The following is a 25,297-nucleotide window of genomic DNA, read 5'->3' as shown; positions in this document are numbered from 1 at the left end:
TTCACATTTAGCCAAGTTCACACTAAGATAGCCACATACCAGGCAGCATTAGGATCTATAAGTTTCCAATGTGTATGCCGACCAGATTTTCCATCTACCCTCTAGGATGTATCTCCCCAAAGGCATCCTATTTTTTCAGCCCAGCTCGCCTTGAGTTGGGCTTTTTTTTGCGTGAATTAGACATAAAAAAGGCACCGAAGCGCCTTTTCATTATGATCATTCAAATCATTGTTGCTGTTGTTGTTGCATCCAACGGCGTTGCTGCAAACGCTCACCTTCGACTTCACGTTTATTGCGTGCAGACTCATACAGCTTAGTGCCTTTCAGTTCAGGTGGCATATAGTCCTGCATGACAAAATGTTCAGGATAATTATGTGGATATAAATAGTCCACGCCATAGCCTTGCTCTTTCATCAATTTGGTTGGTGCATTTCTCAAATGCAATGGCACGGGTAGATTCGAGGTTTTTTCTGCCAAATCTAAAGCTTTGTTTATGGCCAAATAAGTGCTGTTACTTTTTGCACTGGTTGCCAAGTACACCGCACATTGCCCCAAAATGATTCGACACTCAGGCATACCAATTGCCTGCACAGATCGGAAGCATTCTCCTGCCAACAGCAAAGCATTTGGATTTGAGTTGCCAATATCTTCTGATGCCGCAATCAACATACGACGAGCAATAAAGACAGGATCTTCACCACCTTTGAGCATTCGAGCCATCCAATACAAAGCGGCATCTGGATCACTACCTCGAATCGACTTAATAAAAGCCGAAACTAAATCGTAATGCTGTTCGCCCGATTTGTCATAGCGTGCAATATTTTGCTGCGCAACTTTGACTACCACCGCATTGTTAATGATATTTTCTAAGTCTGGCTCAAACGTACTGGCGATTAAATCTAAAAGATTTAATGCTTTACGAGCATCACCTGCGGCAAATTGAAATAAAGCTTCATATTCTTCGATTTGAATATAACGCTCTTTTAAAAACGAATCTTGGTGAATGGCTTGATCCAATAAGCGCTGAATTGCGTCATTATCCAGAGCATTTAAGGTATAGACCTGACAACGCGACAATAAGGCATTGTTGACTTCAAATGAGGGATTTTCTGTGGTTGCACCGATCAGGGTAATTTTGCCCTTTTCGACAGCATTCAGTAAGGCATCTTGTTGTGACTTATTAAAACGATGAATTTCATCAATAAACACCACAGGTGTCAGTAAATCTCCACCATCGGCGATGATTTCACGTAATTCTTTCACCCCAGTATTAAGCGCAGATAAACTAATAAATGGTCGGTCAACAGCCTGCGCCAACAACAACGCAATCGTGGTTTTACCTACACCCGGTGGTCCCCAAAAAATAATCGATGGTAAATGCCCTTGGTCAATCATCTGACGTAACGGTGCATCTTCACCTAATAGGTGATCTTGTCCAATAATTTGCGATAAATCATGAGGACGCATGCGTTCAGGAAGAGGAATTTGGCTGTCTGACATCTTATTATTTCGTTTCCGGCAATTGGGGACGTTTTTTCTATTCTAACACTGCCTTGGCAGAATCTTTGCTTTATTCGATATTCAATTTAAGAGGCTGGTTTGATGTCGTTATTTAAGTATCTTGCATGTAAAAATCCTTAGGCGAATGTTAACTATAATGTAACAAGAGATCTTATCCCTTATCGATCAAATTAAAGTATGATCGGCTAGATATCCCATTTTTAGCTTGCCTGACCCAATTGGACAGATTGTATGAAGCAATCATTAAAGCAAAAGCAAATACCTCAAGTTCAACAAGGCATTGATCTATCTATATATTCATTTCAACAAATGCCTCAAGCCAAGAATATACAATTACAACATACCCAATGTGCAGAATTACGCGAAAAACTCGACAGCCGTAATCAAATGTTAGATGCCAGTGTCGACTGTATTAAATTATTAAGCCTAGACGGTCATATTCTGCATATGAACCGCGCTGGTTGCTTAGCTCTCGGTGTGTCGCCGACTGAAACTGAGTTTGGTATGTCATGGCACAAATTATTGCCTGAAGAAGTCCGCGACGCGTGTCTGAATGCTTTTGCAGAAGCCAAACAAGGAAAAACTTCTCGCTTTGTCGGCATGAGCCAAGTGGCCGATGAACCCATGGCTTATTGGGATAACATGCTCAGCCCAGTATTCAACGAATATGGCCAAGTCAAAGAAATTCTCTGTGTCTCCCGTGATATTACGGTACAGCGACTGGCGGAAAATAAACTCCAACGGATCATTGAACAGGATGATTTAACAGGTTTATTAAACCGCCGTGCCTTTAGTCGAGTCTTTAAAAGTCACTTAAGAGTGGCACGAGAACATCAGCAACAACTGGGTTTGTTATTGATCGATCTGGATTATTTTAAGCATATTAATGACACCTTAGGGCATAGTGCCGGAGATCATTTACTGCATACCCTTGGGCAGCGTTTTCAGCACTGTTTTGATGCAAATATCGTGGTTTCACGCTTAGGTGGCGATGAATTTGCCATTTCTATTCCTAACTTAAAATCGCAACAACAATTAACAGATATTGCCAGCATCGCCTGTCAGCAAATGGATATGCCGATTTTCTATAATGGACAAAGCATCAATATAGGTATGAGTATTGGCTGCGCGATCTACCCACGCGATGCACAAAATTCCTCGAATTTACTTAAATGCGCAGATATTGCACTGAATGATTTAAAAGGCAGTGGTCGTGGTGGGGTGCGAATGTTCAACCACACCATGTTCAAAATCCTTGAAAATACCACTCGTCAATTAACGCTAGCGCGCAGCCTGATTAAGTCCAATCAAATTATTCCGTTTTATCAACCCAAAGTTCGCCTTTCTGACAGTCAAGTGGTCGGCTTTGAAGCTTTGCTGCGTTGGTACGATAAAGACCAACAATTACAATTACCTTCTCAAATTTTTGCTGCATTTCAAGATTATGAATTGGCTTCACGCATTAGTGAAACGATGCAAATTAAAATCTTTCAAGATATTCAAAAATGGATTGAACTCGGACTACAACCGCTACCAATTTCAATAAATGCTGCCCCTGTCGAATTTTTACGTGATGATTATGCGGAAAAACTACTGAATCGCTTAAAGCAGTTTGGTATATCACCAGATATTATTGAAGTCGAAATTACCGAGCAAAGCCTGTCAGAACGTGGCTCAAATTATGTGATTCGCGCTCTCCATTTATTAAAAGAGCATGGCATACACATTTCTCTAGATGATTTTGGTACAGGTCATTCATCATTAACACGTTTGAGTAATTACCCTGTCGACTGTATTAAGATAGACCGTAATTTTGTGGAACGCATGCATACCGACTGTTCAGCACTTGCCATTGTCAAAGCGATTACCCAAATTGGTGCGAGTGTTTCCCTGAATATATTAGTCGAAGGTATAGAGAAACCGGAACAGGTCGATACCTTAAAAGAATGTAATTGTCATACTGGACAAGGTTTTTACTTTTATCGTCCGCTCAGTTATGACCATGCGATGGAACTTTTGAGTCACTAAAACTTGTGGAGCAAGACACGATGACACTGAAGTATTTAGTCAGTGCCTGTCTGGCAGGCCAACCCGTTCGTTATGATGCCAAATCAAATACACAACAAGCAATTTGCCAACTGATGCAGACTCACCAAGTCATTACGGCCTGCCCAGAAATGATGGGCGGCCTTAGCTGTCCACGTTTTCCTGCAGAAATTCAAAATGGTCAAGCCACTGATGTGCTCAATGGTACAGCCCAAGTCAAAGATGTCTTGGGCACAGATGTCAGTGCTGAATTTATTGCGGGTGCCCACCGCATGTTGGAATTGGCCCAATTGCATAAGGTTGATGTGGTGGTCTTAAAAGATCGTAGCCCGTCGTGCGGCAGTCATTATATTTATGATGGCACCTTTACGCGTACAAAAATTGAAGGCTATGGAGTAACCACAGCACTCCTCAAACAGCATGGTTTTCAGGTTCTGTCAGAACAAGACTTTCTGGCCATGATACAAGATCAACTCTAGCCCCAAGATAGAGCGTATCTATGTCCTTTAGCGTACCCAACGCACAATATAATCTTCAATATCATCAGGGTTGACGTCTTCTTCACTGATGCAACGCCCTGCGGCAGACTTTCGTGCCTTCAAAATACTGTCACGACTTCCCGTCACGAGATGATGCCAACGCGGTAAATCTTTACCTTCAGAAATTCTACGATAAGCACAGCTCGGTGGTAGCCAATGAAATTGGTGAATCTGATGTGGCGTCAGCTGTATACAGTCTGGAACATGTGATTGACGATTTGGATAATCGGAGCAAGATGCCTTTTCACAATCTAAAAGTTTGCATGCCACTTTGGTGTAGGCAACCTCATGAGTATCTTCATCTTCAAGCTTAATTAAACAGCAAAGCCCGCAACCATCACAGAGTGACTCCCACTCCAAATGGGTGAGTTCAGTCAAAGCATGCTTTTTCCAAAAATGTGGGCGTAGAGTATCGGTCATCTTCTCGCTCGCAACAAAGGTGGCAGGCATATTAACTGAACCTGCACATTAATTCTTTGTTTAAGTTACCGAATATTGAACATTAAATAAACAAAAGACTACATAGTAGGTTTTTTTAGCCTCTTATAATGGGCATACAGAATAAAAAATCACATGGAGATAAAACTATGTTCCGCTGGGCTATTATTTTCGCTGTAATTGCATTGATTGCGAGTCTGCTAGGTTTTGGTGGTGTGGCAGGCTTATCCAAAGACTTTGCTGTTATTCTTTTGGTTATTGCAGTTATCCTTGCAATTGTTGGTTTCCTCTCTCGAGGAAAAGTTTAGGCGACGGATTGTATGTCGTTTTAAACTACAAATTCCCCCCCCTTAGACTCATGGATAAGAAACGTACGTTTTTATCATCTTGAGTGTCAATGAAAAAAATAAGAGCCTATGGGCTCTTATTTTTTTACATCCACGTAAACTTACTACGTTGTATGGTTTTAGCTTTATGGTTTTAAATGACGTGGTCTAAAGCCTGTTGCAATTAAGGCGATACCATAAGCAGCAACACCAATCACACATAAGATGATCACTTCCGCGACACGCATCCACGCAGATACATCACCGTTGTACCATGTTAAGCCATACCACAGTGCAGCAATCATCACAGCATTGGCTATCGCAAACTGAATCACCAACTTTTTCCAATGTGCACCAAAGCGAAAAATATTGCGCTTATGTAAATAAAAATACAGCATCCCTGCATTCACTAATGCGGAACCAGATGATGCCAATGCCAAGGCCATATGCTCAGCATGCCAATCAATCAGTTTAAAGAATCCAATAAACACCACGTTAAGAATGGCATTGGCTGCGACCGCCATTAAACCTACACGTACTGGAGTTTTGGTATCTTGTTGCGCATAAAACCCTGGTGCAAACACTTTAATGAGCATGAATGAAATCACACCGGCACTCATACATTGCAATGCCAATGCGGTCATCTGTGTATCTTCAAAGCTAAATTGACCACGTTCAAATAAGGCCTGAATAATAGGTGTAGAGAGCATGAAAAGCGCAATACTTGCAGGCACACCCACCAAGATAATGACCTTAGCTGCCCAATCTATCATACGGCGGAATTTGTCCTGATCTTGTTCAGCATGGCGTGCAGACAATGACGGTAAAATCACGGTACCAATGGCCACCCCAATCAAACCTAAAGGCAGCTCGGTCATACGTTCAGCACTATACAGCCATGACACTGAACCATCTTGCATGAAAGACGCCCAAATGGTGTTCAACAGTAGGTTGATCTGCGTCACTGAGACACCAAACAGTGCTGGCAGCATCAACTTCATGATGCGATCAACACCTTCGTGTTTGAAGTCAACTTTCGGTGGAATCAGTAATTTTTTACGCCACAGCTCTGGAATCTGAATCGCCAATTGCAAGAATCCTGCCGCGACAACAGACCAACCCAAAGCCATAATTGGCTCAGCCATATAAGGGGTTAACCACAGCGCACCGGCAATCATCGCGACATTGAGTAACACTGGAGCGAACGCAGGTGTACTGAATGAGCCATAACTGTTCAAAATACTGCTGGCAAATGCCGTTAAGGACATAAACAATAAGTAAGGAATCGTTAGGCGGAACATATCGGTAGCTAACGCAAACTTGTCTGCATCACCATGGAAACCCGGTGCATAGATATAAATAATCGCGGGTGACGCCACCATTGCAACGAAGGTCAAACTAGTCATCACCAGACCTAAACAGCCAAAAACACGGCTAATCAGAATCTGGACTTCGGCATGGGTTCGACTGGTTTTATATTCAGTCAATACAGGAATAAAGGCTTGTGAAAATGCCCCTTCTGCGAATAAGCGCCTAAAAAAGTTAGGAATACGAAAGGCAACCACGAAGGTATCGAAGTCTTTACCTGCACCAAATACATTTAACAGGACAATATCCCGTACCAGTCCCAATACACGGGACAACATAGTCATTGCACTGACAATGACTGTCGAACGCCAAAGCGCCATCGGTATTTCTCACTTTTGAAAGTGCGCCTATTGTAATGAAACTCGTCAAGGAATTTCATTGGTTTATTAAACGCAGTATGTATTGTTTATTTGTTTTTAAAATGATGCAGCTGTTGACGAAAAGCGTTCCACTCAAAAAATGGACCCGGATCAGTTTTACGTCCCGGTGCAATATCTGAATGCCCTGCAATATGTTGTTGAATTTTTGGATAAACCTGCTGCAAACATGCCACCACTTGAGTCAATACCTCATATTGCACAGGTTCGAAAGGCAAGTCATCACTGCCCTCCAGCTCAATCCCAATCGAATAATCATTACATTCTTTTTGTGCTAAATAGGTAGAACGCCCTGCATGCCAAGCACGATCGTTAAAATTCACAAATTGCAGTACTTCACCTGTACGCAAGATCAATAAATGTGTCGATACTTGCATCCCTTCAATAGTTTGAAAATAAGGATGTTTCGACCAATCCAACTGATTTTGGAAAAATTTTTCGATATAACCACCGCCGAACTGAGAAGGTGGCAAACTAATATTATGAATGACGACAAGCTGAATTTCGGTATCTTCAGGACGCTGGTTAAAATTCGGTGATGGAATTTGACGCGCACCTAGCAATTGCCCATCCTGCACCTGAAATGTTGTTGCTTGTGACATAAAAAAATCCTGTGTCTAAGCCGGCCTGCAATGCTGCAGATCAAAACGCCGAGCCCTACTTGAAAGGTTTAATGCTAAAACTTTCACATTGAAATCTCAATTCAAGTCTGTGAAAGGAGTTAAAAATCGCTCATTTTTCAGGAACAATGCTAATATAGCGCGCACATTTTCCTGGGTTAAAAAAGATACGGAACTTCTTATGAGCATATCGCAATCTTTGCTTGAACAATCTATCCAAATCAATATTCAACACGCACTACAAGAAGATATTGGCGAAGGCGATATCACTGCCCTTTTAACTCCAGAAGATGAACAAGCGACCGCAACAATTATTAGTCGTGAAGATATGGTGCTAGCAGGGCAACCGTGGGTCAATGCGCTCATTCAGGCTTATGATGCCGCTGTCCAAGTCACTTGGTTGAAACATGATGGTGACCGTGTTGCCGCAGGCGAAGCCTTTTTAAAACTCGCAGGTTCTGCGCGTAGCTTACTGACGGTTGAGCGTCCAGCCTTAAATTTTATACAAACATTATCTGCAGTAGCGACCAAAACTGCTGCCTATGTCCAGCAGCTTGAAGGTTTGCATACTCGTCTACTCGATACCCGTAAAACCTTACCAGGCCTACGTATTGCACAAAAATATGCAGTTGCTGTTGGTGGCGGTCAAAACCATCGCTTAGGTTTATTTGATGCATTTTTAATTAAAGAAAATCACATCATGGCAGCAGGCGGAATCCAACAAGCGATTGCCAAAGCACACCAGATTGCACCGGGTAAACCCGTTGAAGTGGAAGTAGAAACTTGGGACGAACTCAACCAAGCGTTGGAAGCAGGTGCGGATATTGTGATGTTGGATAACTTTAGTCAGCAACAAATGATTGATGCCGTCAAACATGTGAATGGTCGCTGCAAACTTGAAGCCTCAGGCAATATCACTATTGCAAATTTACGTGAAGTGGCAACGACAGGGGTCGATTATATTTCGATGGGTGTGCTTACCAAAGATGTCACAGCGATTGATTTATCGATGCGCTTTAATGCCTAAGCTCTAGGCTTACTCTAAACATAAATAAAGGGTGCTGTCGCACCCTTTTTTCTGCTTAACTTCTAGCATGAATTAATCATCATCTTGCTGTTGTTTTGCACCTCGTTGATCTTCATGTTCAGAGTCCTTTTCATGCGCCGCATCGTCTTCATGCTGCTCGCGCTCATCTTGATCATCGTCCTGATCTTTTGAGTTTTCACTTTGTTCAGAAAAACGACCACCTTCACGCTCTTGATCCTGATTCCCAAAAAAATCACAACCACTGATCAACAATACGCTGAACAAAGAAAAATACATCATCCAATTTTTCATATTTAGTCCTTCAAAGCATCCTGATCCTATTAATTTGAGTCAAAGACACGCTACTGAATAGCCGATTCGTGTTGGATTTTCTATATTCAACGCATAAAAAAACGCATCCGAAGATGCGTTCTTTATTCAGTTTGAACTGAATCAAACAACTTACCAGCCTAAAGCTTCTTGTTGTTTTTTGATCAATTCTTGAATGCCTTTTTCAGCCAATTCAAGCATTTCATTACACTGTGCACGCGTAAATGGTTTGTCTTCAGCTGTGCCTTGAAGTTCAATGAACTCACCTGCTTGTGTCATGACCACATTTAAGTCAGTTTGGCAGTTCGAATCTTCTTCATAGCAAAGATCAAGTAATGCTCCATCTTGATACATACCTACAGAAACAGCTGCAACTAAGCCTTTAAGCGGATCTTGTTTGATTTTTTTATTTTCAAGCAAGACATTCATTGCATCAACCAAGGCAACTGCTGCACCTGTAATTGATGCTGTACGTGTACCGCCATCTGCCTGAATCACATCACAGTCGATGCTGATGGTATTTTCACCCAATTTTTTCAAATCGACCATCGCGCGTAAGCTACGACCAATCAGACGTTGAATTTCTTGAGTACGACCGCTTTGTTTACCACGTGCCGCTTCACGGTCAGTACGTGTATGTGTTGAACGAGGTAACATGCCATATTCAGCAGTCACCCAACCCTGACCTTTTCCTTTAAGGAAACGCGGCACTGAGTTGTCGACACTTGCAGTACAAAGAACTTTTGTATGACCAAATTCAACCAATACAGAACCTTCCGCATAACGTGTGTAGTTACGGGTAATTTTTACTTCACGTAATTGATCTAATGCTCGTTGGTCGATACGCATAATGAGTCCTTAATCTGACAAAATTGATTGCGGTACATTATAACAGAAGGTACAGCCAGATTCGGGACGCATTCGTGTGCATTTACAAAATCCATTCAACCAAGTTTTGATAGGACCGTCGTACGTCATCAGGAAATTTGTTAGACTGAAGCCACGCAATATTCAGGACGAATTGCATGTCGATACGGGAAGAACGTAAGCAACAAAGTCGTAAAGCTATCCTTGATGCAGCGCTTGCATTGAGTACCACAGGCCGTTCTTTTAGCAGTCTGAGCTTACGCGAAATTTCCCGTCATGTTGGCTTGGTCCCCGCTGCATTTTATCGTCATTTTCAGGACATGGACGAACTCGGTTTGGAACTGGTCGACCAAATGGCCCTGCACCTTCGTAATGTACTCAATCAACTGAGTCAGCAATGCTTTCAAGCACCCGATGCACGTACACGACAGAGTCTGGATTATTTATTTCATGCCGTTGAGCAATTTCCTGAGGCATGGATGTTTCTCATTGCAGAGCGTTGGGGTGGTTCAGCTTCCTTAAGACAAGCCATTACACGTGAATTTAATTTTCTCAGTACTGATTTGGCCCATGCACTGGCTCAAGTTGAAGCGACTCAACAAATTCAATCCGAACAAGACCTCAAAGTATTGGGACAAATTTTGTTTGAATTGGCCTTAAGTTGGGCAATGCAGTGGATTGACTTACATCGACATATTGACCTTCCACAACGTACGGATGCGCTACAACAATTTCGCCGCCAAGCTCAGACTCAAGTTCAGCTCTTATTTCGTGGCATCTTACATTGGGATCGATCTTTGGCTCAAATCGCTGATCCGCAAAATTTATCGACCTAAAACGCAAAATGTACCGTCATAAAAAAAGCCGCATCGAGTGCGGCTTTTTTATGACATCTGTTATTTCGCTTTGCGTTCTTTATCAACAAGGAATTTCACGATTTCAACGGTACGTGCATCTTCACCTTGTACGATGTATTTACCATTGACGGTAATCGCAGGCACGCCGCTCAATTGATATTGAGCCGCTAAGCTTTTCGCTTGAGCAATTTTTGAAGACACAGCAAATGATTTAAATGTGCTGTTAAATTTCGCTTCAGGAACACCATAACGGGTGTAGAACTTAGCAAATGCGCCTTGTTCTAAGATATTTTTTTGACCCACATGAATGTCATGGAACAATTGTAAATGTGCTTTTTGACGAACACCCAGTGCTTCCGATGCATAGTAAGCACGCGCGCCTTGTTCCCAAAGTGGATTCATTGCTGCAGGTGTACGGACAAAACGTACATCTTTAGGCAATTGCTTTAACCACGTTTGCATATGCGGTTCTAATGTAAAACAATGTGGGCAGCCATACCAAAAGAACTCACGGACTTCGATTTTACCCGGACGTTCGACTTTAATCGGTTTTGGAATAACTGTGTAATCAGTCCCCGCGACAAATTGCGCTGCCATCGCACTGCCAGAAAAAGCCAAAATAGCTGTTGTAATCGTGCCTAAAAGGAATTTTTTCATTGAACTTATCGTCCTCAAAATCATTATGATTAGTTTATGGCAACACTATAAATCAAATCTGTCGATTTCGTTTTCATTCTGTGAACTTTTTTAAGGCTTTTATCGCTTTTTTTTCAGGACGCGCTACACTAACTCCCATAAACTTTTTTCTAAAATATAAAGACTTGATTGAGGTGCAACCGATGTCGCAATTGAATGTTGATCCACAAGAAATTGCCAAATTTGAAGCTTTCGCAGCCATATGGTGGGATCAGCATTCTGAGTTCCGCCCTTTGCACATGATTAATCCCCTGCGTTTGAACTGGATTGATGAGCATTCAAATGGTATCACTGGCAAGAAAGTATTAGATGTGGGCTGTGGCGGCGGTATTTTAGCTGAAAGCATGGCACGTCGCGGTGCGCAAGTATTGGGTATCGACATGGGCGAAGCGCCGTTGAATGTTGCACGCTTACATGCCGAACAAGAAAATGTACAAAATATTGAATATCGCCAAGTACCTGTAGAGCAATTGGCAGAAGAGCAAGCAGGTCAATATGACGTCGTCACCTGTATGGAAATGCTCGAACACGTACCCGATCCAGCTTCGATCATTTTAGCCTGTCAAAAGCTGGTAAAACCGGGTGGTCATGTGTTCTTCTCGACCATTAACCGTAATCCTAAAGCCTATTTGTTTGCGATTATTGGTGCGGAATATGTTTTACGCATGTTGGCGAAAGGCACTCATGATTATTCCAAGTTTATTAAACCTTCAGAATTAGCTCATGATATTCGTCAAGCCGAGTTAAAACTCAAAGATATGACAGGTTTACATTATAACCCGATTACCAAACGCTATTGGCTCGCACCGAATGTGGATGTGAACTACATGGTTCATACGGTGAAAGAAGCCTAATGAAAGCTGTACTCTTTGATCTTGACGGTACACTGATTGATACCGCGGCTGATTTTATTCGTATTATTCAAGACATGTGCCGTGACAAAGGCATTGCGGTGGTCAGTGCTGACGACATTCGTGTACAGGTATCTGAAGGCGCGCGTGCCATGGTCAAACTGGTCTATCCAGAGTTAGACGTTGAAGATCCTGTCTTTCTGGCACATCGTCAACGCTTTTTAGATCTGTATGGTGCTGATATTGCAGTTGATACCGATCTGTTTGAAGGCATGTATCCACTACTCGCAGAGTTAGAACAACATCAAATTCCGTGGGGCATTGTCACCAATAAGCCGCGTTCACTCAGTGAAGCGTTGCTCAAAGCGTTGAATTTAACTGAACGCTGCTCGGTATTGGTTTGCCCAGACGATGTCAGTAAAACCAAGCCAGACCCAGAGCCGATGTATTTAGCAGCCAAGCACATTCATCTAGATGCTCAAGACTGTATCTATGTCGGTGATCATCCACGTGATATCGATGCAGGTCGTAATGCGCAGATGTACACGATTCTTGCGGCTTATGGCTATTTACCTTTACAACACAAAGATGACTTAACAGCTTGGCATGCAGATTGTATAGTGAAGACTGTTGCTGACCTGCATGAAGTCATTCATGATTTGGTCATCAAACCGAAAACGCTCAACACAGCGACTTTATAACGATAGAACACAACACAATAAAACGAGGAGGTACGGATGAAATATTCAGAATATCAACCTCGCCCCGATCTGCTCAAAGATCGCATTATCCTGATTACAGGTGCGGGCGATGGTATTGGCCGTGCGGCTGCCCTCAGTTATGCCTTACATGGCGCAACCGTGGTCTTACATGGACGCACACTGAATAAACTAGAAGTGATTTACGATGAAATTGAAGGCTTGGGTGCCCCCCAACCGGCGATTTTACCGCTACAACTGTCTAGTGCCTCTCCTCGTGATTATGAGCTGTTGGTCGATACCTTAGAAAAGCAATTTGGTCGCCTAGACGGCATTTTGCATAATGCTGGGATTTTGGGTGAGCGAACTGAACTAGAACATTATCCTGTAGATGTATGGGATGATGTCATGGCGGTGAACCTTCGCGCGCCCTTTGTACTGACTCAAGAGCTGATGCCCTTACTGCAAAAATCTGAGCATGCCTCAGTGGTCTTTGCCAGTTCAGGTGTGGGACGTGAAGCTCGTGAACGTTGGGGCGCGTACTCGGTCTCAAAAATTGCCATTGAAGCCGTGAGCACATTATTTGCCAAAGAAAATGAGCATCCCAATATTCGTTTTAACTGTATTAATCCCGGTGCGACACGTACTGCCATGCGTGCAAAGGCGTATCCAGACGAAGATCCAAAAACTTTGCCTACGCCTGAAAGCATCATGCCTGCGTATTTATATTTGATGGGTGATGACAGCTTGCATTTAACCGGTGCCAGCATTGATGCTCAAGATGAATAGGCCGCAAAGCCGATTAAAAAAAGGAAGCGCAAGCTTCCTTTTTTTATGTATTGAATGCTTACAAGACATCATCAACCGACTGATTTCGTGGTGTCCACGCGAAAGTCGACTTGAGTTTTTAGCAAATTTGCCGATACTTGGAGCATTCTTTAAAAACATTGGATTGATACATGTCTGACTTTAGCAATATTACAGTGACTCCAACTGAGGATGGCATGGTTAACCTACTGGTCGATGGTCAACCGATTTCAGCAAAATATGGCATGAAATTCGACCCGAGTATCGTGGACGATTTAAAGGGCTTAGATGTCGGTCAAAATGCAAAATTATTTGAACAATTTATTTTTTCGCATACTGACTTAAACTTTGAGCATGCCTATTTCTATGTCACTTGCATTCAAAAGCAAGAAGCTGGCTATCAAGTGATCACTAACTTTGTTTATCGCATCATTGCGCAAGATCAAGCACCGTTTGAGCATGTGATTACCAAACAAGGTACAGCAATGACACCTGAAGATATTAATGAATTTATTCAAGCTCATATTCAAAAATCATTAACGGATTATACCGACCTGAAATACGCATACTAATTACGTTCCAAGTGACACATTTAGAACTAAAAAGGGCCATTTGATGCCCTTTTTTTAAACTCTTAGATTAGCATTTGAAATTCAACAAGCTTTGATCAATAGACAGCTTCATTACCCAATTTGCCATTGATCGTATTTTTAAATTATTTTTATAATAATATTCGGTTTTTCAAATTAAATATAAAAGCATAGACTGCTGGGCATGACATAGACCGACGGCAAGGAGACCCAAATGGCTGATCAAACACGTAAAATTGAAACCATTCGTTCAATTGAAAATTTACAACTGACTGAAAATTTGATCTCTGCAATGGACGATGCCGAGCAAGCTGAATCTGTGGCTCAAGCGATTTATTCCCTCCAATGCCTCAATGAGCAGTGGTACTAAAACCAGAGCTTACTCAACATTTTCAGTCCATCATCTCTCCCCTATTTGCCCATCAAGACTTGATGGGCGTTTTTGATCGTGCTTACAATAGACCTCAAATTTGATCAAAGCTGAATTGTAAGGATAAAAGCACGCTTTATCGGGCCATCGTTTTCAAGATGGAAAGATTGTTCTCGGCGCCAAATTTATCGCATAATATCCGCAATCTCTTCGTTTTATTTAAAGAAATATTCATCTTTCTTCACAGTTTCTCTGCATTTAATGCGTACAGTAGTGATATTGAAGATAAATTACTCATGAGGGTTGAACATGAAAAAGATTTTGCCAATTTTGGCTCTTTCTTTCAGTGCTTTAATAGCAAGCAGCATCACGTCTGCAGCGCCTCACTTCAAGAACGATGAACGTGGCTTTGATGGCCCACGCGGCAATGCATATGGTCAAGTGAAAAAAGATCGTGATTTCCGTGGTTATCAGGACGATGACGATCTTGAAGATCGACGCCGTATGCGTGAACAACGTGGAGTCAAACGTTTGCAACAACATAAATGGCAAACGGGCTATGTGATGCCACAGCATTATCGTGGTAATGGTTATAAAGTCGATTATAAAGACCATAACTTACCTAAACCATCGCGTAATCAGCAGTGGTATAAAATCAATAATGACTACATATTGGTCAACTCAGACAGTAACAGTATTCTGAAAATTTTAGGTATGTAAGCCATTTTGAATTAAATTTCGCCATATTTTTTTAAAGCCCAGATCAACTCTGGGATTTTTTATGAGCTTTTTTCAATATTTAACCGCAAAGCCTGATGCTGCCTAGCGTTCAGATCATTTACACACCTTCAAATTTCCTCCATACATTTCACAATTCAACTATATTACCCCCACGCTTTCTCTGAACTTTCTCGCTAATTTTGAATCATCGAAAAACAGATTAGAAATGTATAGAGGTGTCCCATGAACAAAATCGTATCGACTTTAGTTCTTTCAGTATCGGCTTTAATGGCTACTACTGCAGCAATCGCTGCACCAGACCATCGTCAAGATGACCGCCGTTACCATCCGTCATACCAACACCAAGATAACCGTTGGGACAATGACCACCGTCCGAGCAATTGGAATAACAACAACCGTTATGACAATAATCGCTACGACCGTAATGACTCTCGTCGCGTAAACCCAAGCCGCGATTGGCGTGTTGGTCAAAGCTTGCCACGTGTCTATGATTCAAGCCGTTACAAAGTCAGTGATCGTGAAGCACGCCGCTTACCAAACACCGGTCGTTATCAACAATGGTACAAAATCAATGGTGACTACGTACTAGTCAATGATCGTACCGATCGCATCATTCGTATTAAGAATGGCTAATCATTCAACGATCTCTTGAGTCCCTTTCCCAACACCTGAACACTGTTCAGGTGTTTTTTTATATTTGCTTTCCGCTGTCATATGTTTTTGTTTAGAATCATCCATACCAACCACATAAACAGGCATAGGCATGCAAACGAATATCACTGAACCATCTTCCAGCACAACCTTACAGTATGTGCATTGGTTCCGTCATTCTGCACCCTATATTAATGCGCATCGCAACAAAACCTTTGTCATCATGTTTGATGGTGAAGCGCTGCAACATGAAAATTTTCAACACATTATTCACGATATTGCCTTATTACACTCGCTTGGTATTCGTCTAATTTTGGTGCATGGTGCCCGTCCGCAAATCAATCATAATTTACAAAGCAGCGGCATCAAGACGCCATTTCATCATCACCGTCGCATCACCACTCGCGAATCCTTACCTGCGGTGATGAATGCCGTCGGTTCCATTCGTCTGCAAATTGAAGCGCTCCTGTCTATGGGTTTAGCCAACTCACCGATGTACGGCGCGCGCATTGATGTAGTCTCAGGCAATTTAGTCACGGCAAAACCGTATGGCATTCGTGACGGTATCGATTTTCAACTGTCTGGTGAAGTTCGTTCCGTCGATATTGATGCAATTCAACGTCATTTAGAGAGCCAAAACATTGTGGTGCTTGGGCCAACAGGTTATTCCACGACAGGTGAAGTGTTTAATTTATTGGCTGAAGAAGTTGCGACCAAAACCGCGATCAGTTTAAAAGCGGATAAGTTGATTTTCTTGGGCAAACAACATGGTTTGCACAATGAACATGGGCAGCTACAACGCGAAATTACACCTCATCAACTTGATCAGCATATTTTGCAATATCAAGATTCTAATCCCGATATTGCCCTGCATTTAAGCGTTGCTAAAGATGCCTCGTTACAAGGCGTACACCGTGTTCATCTTATTTCATATGCCTATGATGGCGCATTGATCGAAGAATTGTTCACACGTGACGGTTCTGGCACCATGATCACCGATGCGCATTATGAAGAAGTGCGTACTGCCGATATTCAAGATGTTGGTGGCTTAATCAATCTCTTACGCCCTCTCGAACAAGAAGGTATCTTGGTTTATCGCTCACGCGAGCGTTTGGAAAATGAAATTGGACAATTTGCAGTGATTGAACGTGACGGTACGATTTTGGCCTGTGCTGCGTTGTACCCTATTCCTGTCACAGGGGATGAAAAACGCTCTGCTGAAATCGCGTGTGTGGCTGTGCATCCGGGGTATCGAAAATCAAATCGCGGTAGCCAAATTTTGCATTATTTAGAAGAAAAAGCGCGAGATTTAGGTATTGAACAATTGTTTATTTTGACCACACGAACAGCGCATTGGTTCCTTGAACAAGGTTTTGAACAAGTCAGTGTCGATGACTTACCGAATGCCCGTCAGGCCTTATACAACTACCAAAGAAACTCATTGGTTTGTAAAAAGTCACTTTAAAGTGGCTTTTTTTATGCGCTGAATAGCATTATTTTGCATAAGGTTATGCCTAATCCCTTGGCTATCCCCCTCAAATCACTTTGCAAGCCACAGAATAACCATATCTGCCATTTAAACAACCCAAATAAATAAATAATTTCAATAACTTAAAATAATACTTTGACACATTATATGTTTTTCTAAAATCATAATTTTTCATAAGTTTTGCTGATTTTTATTTATCTTTTTTCCTGATTTTAAATTTAAGTTTTCTTATTTTTTTCGAAAAAGAAAACTCTTTAGCTTATGTGTTCATAAATCAACAGTTCTGCACATTTAGACCTTTATAGGAGCAACACATGCGTACTCACAAAGTAAAACTTTGGACAAAAACACTTGTACTGTCTACAGCGGTTGTGGGTGCCATGATGATGTCGGGCTGTGGCAAAAAAGAGGCTGAAGAAAATGTCACCTTAAATATTGGTTTCCAAAAATATGGCTTATTGCCAATTTTAAAAGAACGCGGAACTTTAGAAACAGCCTTAAAAAGCCAAGGTGTAAATATCAAATGGGTGGAATTTCCTGCTGGCCCACAGCTGCTTGAAGGTCTCAATGTAGGCAGCGTGTCATTTGGTGAAGTCGGTGAAGCACCGCCTATCTTTGCTCAAGCCGCTCAAACCGATTTGGTTTACATTGCCAACCAACCTGCTGTTCCAAAAGCTGAAGCTTTAATTGTGCAAAAAGATTCGGCTATTCACAGTATTCAGGACTTAAAAGGTAAACGTGTGGCCTTAAACAAAGGCTCAAACGTGCATTACCTGTTGCTCAAGTTGTTGGAAGCCAATCAGCTTAAATTTAGCGACATCAATGTCGTGTATTTACCGCCTGCCGATGCACGAGCTGCCTTTGAAAAAGGTGCAGTCGATGCATGGGTAATTTGGGACCCGTTCCTTTCTGCCGCTGAGCATCAACTTAATGCTCGCACCATTGCCAATGGCGAAAACTTGGTGAAGAACTACCAGTTCTATTTGGCCGATCGCAAATTTGCTCAGGAAAATCCAAAAGTCCTGCAAGCTGTGGTGAATGAGTTGAATTTGACCACGCAATGGGTCTCAAAAAATCAAGATGAAGCGGCCAAGTTACTCGAAGGCAAAACCGGCTTAGGTCTAGATGTACTTAAAACATCAATTTCTCGCTTAGGCAATCAAGTGACGCCGATTACTGCACAAGTGGCGCAAGAGCAGCAGCAAGTCGCTGATGCGTTTTATAACGAAAAATTAATTCCAAATAAATTAAATATTGAGTCGGCCATTATCAAATAAGTCGACTACAGCATAAGGGCGATGCCATGCGTATTCTAAGAACATTTTCCATACTGACTTTAGCCACTTTGGCCCTTGGACTCAGTGCCTGCCAAAAACAAGAAACAGCACAGCAGGATGGTGAAAAACCAGCTGAAACAGCCGTAAAAACCTTGGTTATCGGTTTCCAAAAATCAGCCTTAAATTTACTGGTTGCCCGTGAACAAAAGCTCTTTGAACAACAATTTCCCGGCGCTCAGATTGAATGGAAGGAATTCCCTGCTGGCCCACAAATGTTAGAAGCCCTTGCGGTCGGTGCGGTGGATTATGGCTATGTCGGCAACACCCCGCCTATTTTTGCCCAAGCTGCCAATAAAGACCTGAATTATATTGGCTATGAAGTGGTGCCTGAACAGTCGCTTGCTGTCGTGATTCCAGCGGACAGCTCAATCAAAACCATTCAAGAATTACGTGGTAAACGCGTTGCTGTACAAAAAGGCTCGAGTGCGCATGAGTTATTAGCCAAGACTTTAGAAAAAGCCGGTTTGACGTGGAGCGACATCCAACCAATTTGGATTCCACCAGCAGATGCACGAGCCGCATTTGATAAAAAATCAATTGATGCATGGGCCATTTGGGACCCGTTTTTATCTGCAGCGGAGTTGGATGCTCAAGCTAAAGTGCTGATTCAATCTGGTGATTTTCCAAAGACCTATTCATTTTATGTGGCAAATCCAAAAGTCGTTCAAGCACACCCTGATGCCCCAGCTAAATTTTTAAAGGCCCTAGACGCTTCCGATCAGTGGATTGTGAAGAACCAAAATGTGGCTTTAGAGATTTATCAAAACAGCACTGGGCTGCAAAAGAATATTGCTGCGCAAGCCTTTTCACGCCGATCCAAACCATCTCCTGTGCGCTCGCTGACACCCGAGGTCATACAAGCACAGCAAAATATTGCGGACTTATTTAAACAAGTCCAACTGATTCCAAACAACATTCAAGTCCAAAAGCAAGTTTGGATACCTTCATCACATTGATACCCGAGCCATCAAAAATACAAGGAACTGAACATGAAAATTTTCTGGTTTATCCCTACCCACGGTGACAGTCGCTACTTAGGAACAAGTAAAGGTGCACGCCAAGTCGATCATGCCTACATGAAGCAAATTGCAGTAGCGGTGGATAATCTTGGCTATGAAGGCGTTCTGATTCCGACAGGTCGTTCATGTGAAGATCCATGGCTTACAGCTGCAAGCTTGATTGATGCCACTAAAAATCTAAAATTTCTAGTCGCTCTACGTCCGGGGGTGACAACGCCTGCACTGACTGCACGTATGGCAGCAACATTTGACCGTTTATCTGGCGGTCGTATCTTACTAAACTTAGTCACAGGCGGTGATGAGCAAGAACTCAAGGGTGATGGTGTCTATGAAGATCATGCGACGCGTTACCAAACTGCCGCGGAATACACCACGATTTGGCGTGAAATTTTAACCCGTTCACATACTGGTGAAAGCTATACCTTCCATGGCGAACGCCTGAGTGTGGACGACGCAAAATTACTTTATCCACCGGTACAAAAACCGTATCCACCACTATGGTTTGGCGGTTCTTCAGAGGCAGCTGTTGATCTGGCAACGGATCAAGTTGACACCTATTTGACTTGGGGTGAGCCACCTGCTGCGGTAAAAGAAAAAATTGCAGTGGTGCGTGAAAAAGCCAAAGCCAAAGGACGTGAACTGAATTATGGCATTCGTTTACATGTCATTGTGCGCGAAACCAATGAAGAGGCATGGAAAGCAGCTGAAGAGCTGATCCAATATGTCGACGATGACACCATTGCAGCTGCGCAAGCCAAGTTCAAAACCATGGACTCTGTTGGTCAACGCCGTATGGCTGAACTGCACAACGGCGACCGTAGCAAATTAGAAGTATCGCCAAACTTATGGGCGGGTGTTGGCCTGGTTCGTGGTGGTGCAGGTACGGCACTCGTTGGTGATCCTGAAACGGTAGCCGCACGTATCCAAGAATATGCCGATCTAGGAATTAGCACCTTCATTTTCTCTGGTTACCCACACCTTGAAGAGTCTATCCGTTTTGCAGAATTGGTGTTCCCACTACTGCCATTGGAAACACGTCAGAAATTGGTTCAACCTAACTTAACCGGCCCATTTGGTGAGATTGTCGCGAACAATTACACACCAGATGAAAATAAAAAAGCTGAAAAGATTCAGGAGCCGGCCTAATGTCCAAAACTGTTTCTGTTGAAACCTTCAAAGCACCGAAGGTTTCACGTGGAACACAACTCGGGCAGCGTTTGCTGCCTTGGTTGTTTCCTATTGCATTAATTATTGTGTGGCAAATTGCCTCTGTTACAGGGCTGTTAGAAAGTCGTATTTTGCCTGCGCCAAGTGCGGTGGTGGTGGCCTTTTGGAACTTACTGATCAGTGGTGAACTGTGGAAGCATGTTCAAATCAGTGCGGGTCGTGCTTTGGTTGGACTTCTAGTCGGTGGTGGTTTAGGTCTTTTTTTAGGGCTGCTAAATGGTTCATCCAAAACAGCATCGACGTTACTCGACACCACACTGCAAATGATCCGCAACATTCCTGCTCTTGCCCTGATTCCCTTGGTGATTTTATGGTTTGGGATCGATGAATCGGCCAAGCTTTTTTTAGTCGCTATCGGCGTATTCTTTCCCATTTATATCAACACCTATCATGGTATTCGCTCTGTAGATCCTCAACTGATTGAAATGGGCAAAAGCTACGGTTTGAGTGGCTGGCAACTGTATAAAGAAATTATTCTGCCAGGGGCGATGCCATCTATTTTAGTTGGTCTGCGTTTTTCACTCGGTCTCGTTTGGGTTTTGTTGATTGTGGCAGAAACCATTTCAGCACAAGCCGGCATCGGTTATATGACCATGAACGCACGTGAATTTCTGCAAACCGACATCGTCTTGGTCGGGATTTTATTGTATGCCCTACTCGGTAAATTGGCCGATGTACTGGCTGTTGCCTTAGAAAAATATTTACTCCGTTGGCACTCGGGTTACCAAAAATAAGGAGCATGTGATGACCGATTTAAGCATAAGCCGTCATGCAGACGACTCAACCCAACCTCAGCGTTCTTCTGTCGAGGATATCAACCCCCATGCGGTGTTGGGCGCAGAGATCCTGATTGAACAACTACACAAATTTTATGGCGATGTTAAAGTCCTTGAGGACCTTGACCTACATATTCAACCCGGTGAATTCTTGGCAATTGTCGGTCGTAGTGGCTGTGGTAAAAGTACCCTGCTTCGCCTCATCGCCGACTTAGAAAAACCGAGTTATGGCGAAATTAAATTTAAGTCTGCTCGTCATATTCGTGAAGGCATCACAAGTGATGATATTCGTGTGATGTTCCAAGACCCTCGCCTCCTGCCTTGGCGTAGCATTGAGAAAAATGTACAACTTGGTTTAAGCAAAGACCAACACGCCAATGCTACAGCACTCCTCGAAAAAGTCGGTTTAAAAGACAAAGCGGGGCTTTGGCCAACACAGCTATCAGGGGGGCAACGTCAACGTACTGCACTGGCACGTGCTTTGTCACATAAACCACGCATTTTGCTGCTAGATGAACCACTGGGTGCGCTCGATGCCTTAACACGTTTAGATATGCAGAATTTGATTGAAAAACTCTGGACTGAACAAGGTTTTACCGCAATTTTGGTCACACATGATGTAAGGGAAGCCGTGCAGTTGGCAGACCGTATAATCTTGCTCGATAAAGGCCATATTGCCCAAGAATTTCGTGTCGATTTGGCCCGCCCACGAAAAAAAGGCATTGAATTTACTGAACTTGAACAACAAGTCTTACAAGCAGTCTTGGCCACTTAAGCTATACATGTGCAGGAAATCATCACTTAAACCGTATGACTTCCTGTTCTGTTCCAAAGCAATATCACAATAAAACCATGTATAGCATTGAGGGCGATTTATCGTCTGTTGACAAATACATCACAAAAATTACGACAAATCATATAAATCCATGACTAAAAATAATGATTTATTTAGATTTCACCCTAAAATGATTATTTGAAATATTATGGCATTCGTCGTATTTATTTGACCGTTGAACAGAATAAACTGCCAAAATTCATAAAATTAAAAACGATGATTGTGCACAAATCTGTTGATTTGCCGTACAATTCAATATTCCCTTTTCATTTTCTTAAAAGAGCTAATGGAACAAAAAAAGAGTACCCAGAAACGCCACCAGTTGCTCAGTGCAGCACTGGATGTCTTTTCCCTGTATGGCTTCAATGGCGCCAGCTTGGATGAGATCGCACAGATTGCAGAAATGCATAAATCGAATATTTTCTATTATTATGAAAATAAAGAAGCGCTTTATGTTGAAGTTTTAACAACGGTTCTACAAAAGTGGCTTGCACCGCTACAAATGTTGGAAGCAGACCTTGAGCCTGAAGAAGCGATCACCAATTATCTATTGCAGAAAATTGAAGTATCTCGTACGCAACCGAAAGCCTCACGTTTGTTCGCACTTGAAGTCATTCAGGGCGCACCACACATTCTTGAAATTTTAAAAGGCCCACTAAAAAAATTAGTGAAACGCAAAGCCAAAGTCATTAGCAACTGGCAAGAGCAAGGCAAAATTTCAAAAGATATTGATCCAGAACTTTTAATTCTGAACATTTGGGCAATTACGCAAAACTATGCTGACTTTGCTACCCAAATGGAAATGGTCACTGGAAAAACCTTACGTAATCGCAGTATGCAACAACGGATTATTCAACATACCGTTCATATGATGCTTTACGGTGTAATTCCACGCCCAGAAAAGTAAATTGAGTTGGGTCGAATTGGCATACGACCATAGCTTTCTATGGTCGCCGACCGAAATTAGCTAAACGCCTTATTTTACTGTTTGATATAATTCCAATAATTTCTTTGCGCCGAATAATAAATTTTCTTCCCAATCCAGATGTGCTGTGTCATTCGCACCATCGGTAATATATTTTACCGACACAAAGCGAATACCCAGTTTTTTACATACTTTAGCGATTGCGTAGCCTTCCATATCGACAAGATTACACGGTACTTTCGGCAGCCCAGTTTCAAAGCTGTCGCCTGTACCACAAATTCCTTTAGGCAAATGGCTAAACATGCTCTCTGGCTGAATTTCAGCAGGATGATCGGTATCCATCGGCGTCACCCCCACATCAAAACCCAAAGGCGATACATCCATATCCCGTTGTACAAATTGAGCTACTTCAACCAAAGCATGTGCATCAAAATGTGAACTTCCCGCAGTGCCCAAATTCAGCAAAGTATGACATCCGGTTTTTTGAATCACATCAAAGGCTTTAAATGCGGCATTGACTTTACCAATACCACTGTAATGCACTTCAATGCCTGCAGCTTCAAATAAGCCTTTAGATTCACTCGGCAGGGCCATAATTAAAGCGATTTGCTGACGCATAGCGGTCTCCTCAAATTGATGCCTTCATATAGCATACATTTGCACGTGCGCAGAAAAAATCATCTTCAAAAATCACATTGCTCAGAAAATAAATTCCTCACGCAGATTTGAATGCTATCAAATTTGAAATTGCATCGGACGTTTGCCAATAAAAGATGGTGCCAATTGTTGGTCGTGACGTAAGGCATCTAAAATCTTCTCTAAGGCAATATGTGCCATATCCCCTCTCACACTATGTGAATGGGTCATTGGCATATGCTCGATGCCCGCTCTTCGCGCTGACAAAATTTTAATGTCTTGTTTGTTGACCACCCAAGTATAGGCATTCACAGCCGGCATCAATGCCTTAGACAACAATTTTGGAATCGGAAATTTATAACTGACACAGGTATAAACCCGTGACTCATACGGCCCCACAGGGCTAATCAGACTATTAAACACCATGCCCGATGGCTCTCCCCAATGGTATTCCACCAAGGTAATATTCGGCGCGATAAAACTGTCGCGGTGGACCTGTTCAGCACCATGCGGATTGGTCAGCCATGGCATCCTGCCGACATCTGCATCATGGTCATGATAGTCAACGACTACTTTGCGCGGCCCCACATCTATGGTGGCATCCACGGCTTTTCCCGACTCTGAACGAAACCAGCCTTCATGCACAAATATGGTATGGGTCACATCCATAATATTTTGTGCAACAGCGCCCATCTCACCATCATAACTGCCGACCATGTAATAGCTGACCCAGCCGGCTTGATCATAAAACGGTAATTTAAATATTTCTGGGCGTTCCTGTTTGGGCTTTTCACCGAGATAAATCCATACCACCCCATCTTGCTCACACACATCAAAACTACGCTGTTTAAAGGGATGCGGTTTTTCTGGAAAAAACTGCCCATTGACACTGGGAATATGCGCCACATGGCCATCACCCTGATACGACCAACCATGATATGGACATCTCACGCAGCCATCAGTCATTTTACCCTGAGACAAAGGCACACCACGATGCACACATTGATCGAGCAATGCAGCGGCTGTTCCATCTTTTTGTCGGAACAGAACAATTTTTTTACCATACAGGGTGGCTGAAAAAGGTTGATCTTTTTTGAGTTCTTTAGAGGTACAAGCGACGTACCACTCTTCTAATAATCCTTTGGCATCATCCCAAAAACTGGTTTGATTACACATAATTCAATCCTTATTTTTATCTTTTTTGTTTTAATCCATATGCCTTGCTCTAGTTCCTATACTTCAAGCAAGTTTATATCTCGAAGCCAATTGATCTCTTGAAAATACGCGCAAATTTTATACATGAATGTTTTGCTTGGATAGCAAAATAACGTAA

At 42.5% G+C, this 25,297-nt stretch carries 29 protein-coding genes; 19 read left to right on the top strand and 10 right to left on the bottom strand.

The genetic code is table 11. The annotated features are described in order from the left end of the window. Positions 1-225 precede the first annotated feature (225 nt). Entirely contained in the window at positions 226-1,500 is a 1,275-nt protein-coding gene (locus tag FTV04_RS03595) for a replication-associated recombination protein A (RefSeq protein ID WP_180036032.1), read from the bottom strand. Between the two features lie 252 nt (positions 1,501-1,752). Between FTV04_RS03595 and FTV04_RS03590 the strand changes: the two genes are divergently transcribed. Then, positions 1,753-3,549 carry an EAL domain-containing protein gene (locus FTV04_RS03590; protein WP_180088675.1) on the top strand — a complete coding sequence of 599 codons (1,797 nt, stop codon included), beginning with the start codon at positions 1,753-1,755 and terminating at the stop codon, positions 3,547-3,549. 20 nt (positions 3,550-3,569) lie between these two features. Further along, positions 3,570-4,046 carry a DUF523 domain-containing protein gene (locus tag FTV04_RS03585; RefSeq protein ID WP_180004334.1) on the top strand — a complete coding sequence of 159 codons (477 nt, stop codon included), beginning with the start codon at positions 3,570-3,572 and terminating at the stop codon, positions 4,044-4,046. 27 nt (positions 4,047-4,073) lie between these two features. Here the strand turns inward: FTV04_RS03585 and FTV04_RS03580 are convergent, their stop codons facing one another. Then, positions 4,074-4,526 carry a YcgN family cysteine cluster protein gene (locus tag FTV04_RS03580; protein WP_180088813.1) on the bottom strand — a complete coding sequence of 151 codons (453 nt, stop codon included), beginning with the start codon at positions 4,524-4,526 and terminating at the stop codon, positions 4,074-4,076. 167 nt (positions 4,527-4,693) lie between these two features. Here FTV04_RS03580 and FTV04_RS03575 point away from each other — a divergent pair, with 167 nt between their 5' ends. Then, positions 4,694-4,852, top strand: a complete 159-nt coding sequence (locus tag FTV04_RS03575) for a DUF1328 domain-containing protein (protein WP_005006601.1) — start codon at positions 4,694-4,696, stop codon at positions 4,850-4,852. Positions 4,853-5,016: 164 nt separating this feature from the next. On the opposite strand, the gene murJ is transcribed toward FTV04_RS03575, so the two are convergent. Beyond that, a complete protein-coding gene (gene murJ / locus FTV04_RS03570; RefSeq protein WP_180088673.1) occupies positions 5,017-6,558 on the bottom strand; it encodes a murein biosynthesis integral membrane protein MurJ in 1,542 nt (513 codons plus the stop codon). Positions 6,559-6,644: 86 nt separating this feature from the next. Continuing rightward, complete coding sequence (ampD, locus tag FTV04_RS03565) at positions 6,645-7,217, bottom strand: 1,6-anhydro-N-acetylmuramyl-L-alanine amidase AmpD (protein ID WP_180088671.1); 573 nt, start codon at positions 7,215-7,217, stop codon at positions 6,645-6,647. A gap of 199 nt (positions 7,218-7,416) precedes the next feature. Here ampD and nadC point away from each other — a divergent pair, with 199 nt between their 5' ends. Further along, the gene (nadC, locus tag FTV04_RS03560; RefSeq protein ID WP_180088669.1) at positions 7,417-8,262 is read left to right on the top strand and encodes a carboxylating nicotinate-nucleotide diphosphorylase; all 846 of its coding nucleotides are present in this window, start codon (positions 7,417-7,419) and stop codon (positions 8,260-8,262) included. 72 nt (positions 8,263-8,334) lie between these two features. Here nadC and FTV04_RS03555 read toward each other — a convergent pair whose 3' ends face one another. Next, positions 8,335-8,574, bottom strand: coding sequence for a hypothetical protein (locus tag FTV04_RS03555; RefSeq protein ID WP_168379723.1), 240 nt, complete (start codon positions 8,572-8,574; stop codon positions 8,335-8,337). Positions 8,575-8,724: 150 nt separating this feature from the next. Beyond that, complete coding sequence (gene rph / locus FTV04_RS03550; protein ID WP_180088667.1) at positions 8,725-9,441, bottom strand: ribonuclease PH; 717 nt, start codon at positions 9,439-9,441, stop codon at positions 8,725-8,727. A gap of 176 nt (positions 9,442-9,617) precedes the next feature. On the opposite strand from rph, the gene FTV04_RS03545 reads away from it, so the two are divergent. Continuing rightward, positions 9,618-10,295, top strand: a complete 678-nt coding sequence (locus FTV04_RS03545; protein ID WP_180088665.1) for a TetR family transcriptional regulator — start codon at positions 9,618-9,620, stop codon at positions 10,293-10,295. A gap of 60 nt (positions 10,296-10,355) precedes the next feature. Here FTV04_RS03545 and FTV04_RS03540 read toward each other — a convergent pair whose 3' ends face one another. Continuing rightward, entirely contained in the window at positions 10,356-10,973 is a 618-nt protein-coding gene (locus tag FTV04_RS03540) for a thiol:disulfide interchange protein DsbA/DsbL (protein WP_111885097.1), read from the bottom strand. Between the two features lie 182 nt (positions 10,974-11,155). Here FTV04_RS03540 and ubiG point away from each other — a divergent pair, with 182 nt between their 5' ends. The 7 genes from ubiG (at position 11,156) to FTV04_RS03505 (ending at position 15,702) form a co-directional block, all read left to right on the top strand. Then, the gene (ubiG, locus tag FTV04_RS03535; protein WP_078190637.1) at positions 11,156-11,866 is read left to right on the top strand and encodes a bifunctional 2-polyprenyl-6-hydroxyphenol methylase/3-demethylubiquinol 3-O-methyltransferase UbiG; all 711 of its coding nucleotides are present in this window, start codon (positions 11,156-11,158) and stop codon (positions 11,864-11,866) included. Further along, on the top strand, positions 11,866-12,564 hold the full coding sequence (locus FTV04_RS03530; protein ID WP_180088663.1) for an HAD family hydrolase: 699 nt from the start codon (positions 11,866-11,868) through the stop codon (positions 12,562-12,564). The genes ubiG and FTV04_RS03530 overlap by 1 nt, the downstream gene beginning before the upstream one ends. Before the next feature lie 36 nt (positions 12,565-12,600). Then, positions 12,601-13,350: a YciK family oxidoreductase gene (locus tag FTV04_RS03525; RefSeq protein ID WP_078190639.1), complete on the top strand. Its 750-nt coding sequence runs from the start codon at positions 12,601-12,603 to the stop codon at positions 13,348-13,350. 170 nt (positions 13,351-13,520) lie between these two features. Continuing rightward, the gene (locus FTV04_RS03520) at positions 13,521-13,940 is read left to right on the top strand and encodes a hypothetical protein (RefSeq protein ID WP_180088661.1); all 420 of its coding nucleotides are present in this window, start codon (positions 13,521-13,523) and stop codon (positions 13,938-13,940) included. A 232-nt stretch (positions 13,941-14,172) separates the two neighbouring features. Further along, positions 14,173-14,328, top strand: coding sequence for a hypothetical protein (locus FTV04_RS03515; protein ID WP_168379727.1), 156 nt, complete (start codon positions 14,173-14,175; stop codon positions 14,326-14,328). A 309-nt stretch (positions 14,329-14,637) separates the two neighbouring features. Continuing rightward, positions 14,638-15,048, top strand: a complete 411-nt coding sequence (locus FTV04_RS03510) for an RcnB family protein (protein WP_180088659.1) — start codon at positions 14,638-14,640, stop codon at positions 15,046-15,048. Between the two features lie 243 nt (positions 15,049-15,291). Then, positions 15,292-15,702: an RcnB family protein gene (locus FTV04_RS03505; RefSeq protein WP_078190642.1), complete on the top strand. Its 411-nt coding sequence runs from the start codon at positions 15,292-15,294 to the stop codon at positions 15,700-15,702. Here FTV04_RS03505 and FTV04_RS16755 read toward each other — a convergent pair whose 3' ends face one another. Continuing rightward, positions 15,703-15,834, bottom strand: a complete 132-nt coding sequence (locus tag FTV04_RS16755; RefSeq protein ID WP_257220955.1) for a hypothetical protein — start codon at positions 15,832-15,834, stop codon at positions 15,703-15,705. Here FTV04_RS16755 and argA point away from each other — a divergent pair. From argA to FTV04_RS03470, 7 genes are all read left to right on the top strand, one after another. Beyond that, positions 15,833-17,185 carry an amino-acid N-acetyltransferase gene (gene argA / locus FTV04_RS03500; RefSeq protein ID WP_180088658.1) on the top strand — a complete coding sequence of 451 codons (1,353 nt, stop codon included), beginning with the start codon at positions 15,833-15,835 and terminating at the stop codon, positions 17,183-17,185. The two genes, FTV04_RS16755 and argA, sit on opposite strands and share 2 nt — an antisense overlap. Before the next feature lie 338 nt (positions 17,186-17,523). Further along, positions 17,524-18,486: a sulfonate ABC transporter substrate-binding protein gene (locus FTV04_RS03495; RefSeq protein WP_180088656.1), complete on the top strand. Its 963-nt coding sequence runs from the start codon at positions 17,524-17,526 to the stop codon at positions 18,484-18,486. Positions 18,487-18,512: 26 nt separating this feature from the next. Then, a complete protein-coding gene (locus FTV04_RS03490; protein WP_180088654.1) occupies positions 18,513-19,502 on the top strand; it encodes an aliphatic sulfonate ABC transporter substrate-binding protein in 990 nt (329 codons plus the stop codon). A 33-nt stretch (positions 19,503-19,535) separates the two neighbouring features. Next, positions 19,536-20,711 carry an FMNH2-dependent alkanesulfonate monooxygenase gene (gene ssuD, locus FTV04_RS03485; RefSeq protein ID WP_180051181.1) on the top strand — a complete coding sequence of 392 codons (1,176 nt, stop codon included), beginning with the start codon at positions 19,536-19,538 and terminating at the stop codon, positions 20,709-20,711. After that, positions 20,711-21,526, top strand: a complete 816-nt coding sequence (gene ssuC / locus FTV04_RS03480; RefSeq protein WP_078190647.1) for an aliphatic sulfonate ABC transporter permease SsuC — start codon at positions 20,711-20,713, stop codon at positions 21,524-21,526. Before ssuD ends, ssuC begins: the two co-directional genes overlap by 1 nt. 10 nt (positions 21,527-21,536) lie before the next feature. Then, positions 21,537-22,343, top strand: a complete 807-nt coding sequence (locus tag FTV04_RS03475) for an ABC transporter ATP-binding protein (RefSeq protein WP_180088652.1) — start codon at positions 21,537-21,539, stop codon at positions 22,341-22,343. A gap of 346 nt (positions 22,344-22,689) precedes the next feature. Then, positions 22,690-23,310, top strand: coding sequence for a TetR family transcriptional regulator C-terminal domain-containing protein (locus FTV04_RS03470; protein WP_180088650.1), 621 nt, complete (start codon positions 22,690-22,692; stop codon positions 23,308-23,310). A 69-nt stretch (positions 23,311-23,379) separates the two neighbouring features. On the opposite strand, the gene FTV04_RS03465 is transcribed toward FTV04_RS03470, so the two are convergent. Both FTV04_RS03465 and FTV04_RS03460 read right to left on the bottom strand, forming a co-directional pair. Beyond that, positions 23,380-23,946, bottom strand: a complete 567-nt coding sequence (locus FTV04_RS03465; protein ID WP_180088648.1) for a 5'-nucleosidase — start codon at positions 23,944-23,946, stop codon at positions 23,380-23,382. Between the two features lie 117 nt (positions 23,947-24,063). Further along, positions 24,064-25,140 (bottom strand): aromatic ring-hydroxylating dioxygenase subunit alpha, encoded by a 1,077-nt coding sequence (locus tag FTV04_RS03460; RefSeq protein WP_180088646.1) that lies wholly within the window; start codon positions 25,138-25,140, stop codon positions 24,064-24,066. Between the last annotated feature and the right edge of the window lie 157 nt (positions 25,141-25,297).

Source organism: Acinetobacter sp. YH12219 (assembly GCF_013417875.1).
Taxonomy (GTDB): Bacteria; Pseudomonadota; Gammaproteobacteria; order Pseudomonadales; family Moraxellaceae; genus Acinetobacter; species Acinetobacter amyesii.
Note: the sequence above shows the minus strand (reverse complement) of the source record. Positions and strands in the feature narration are given on the sequence as shown.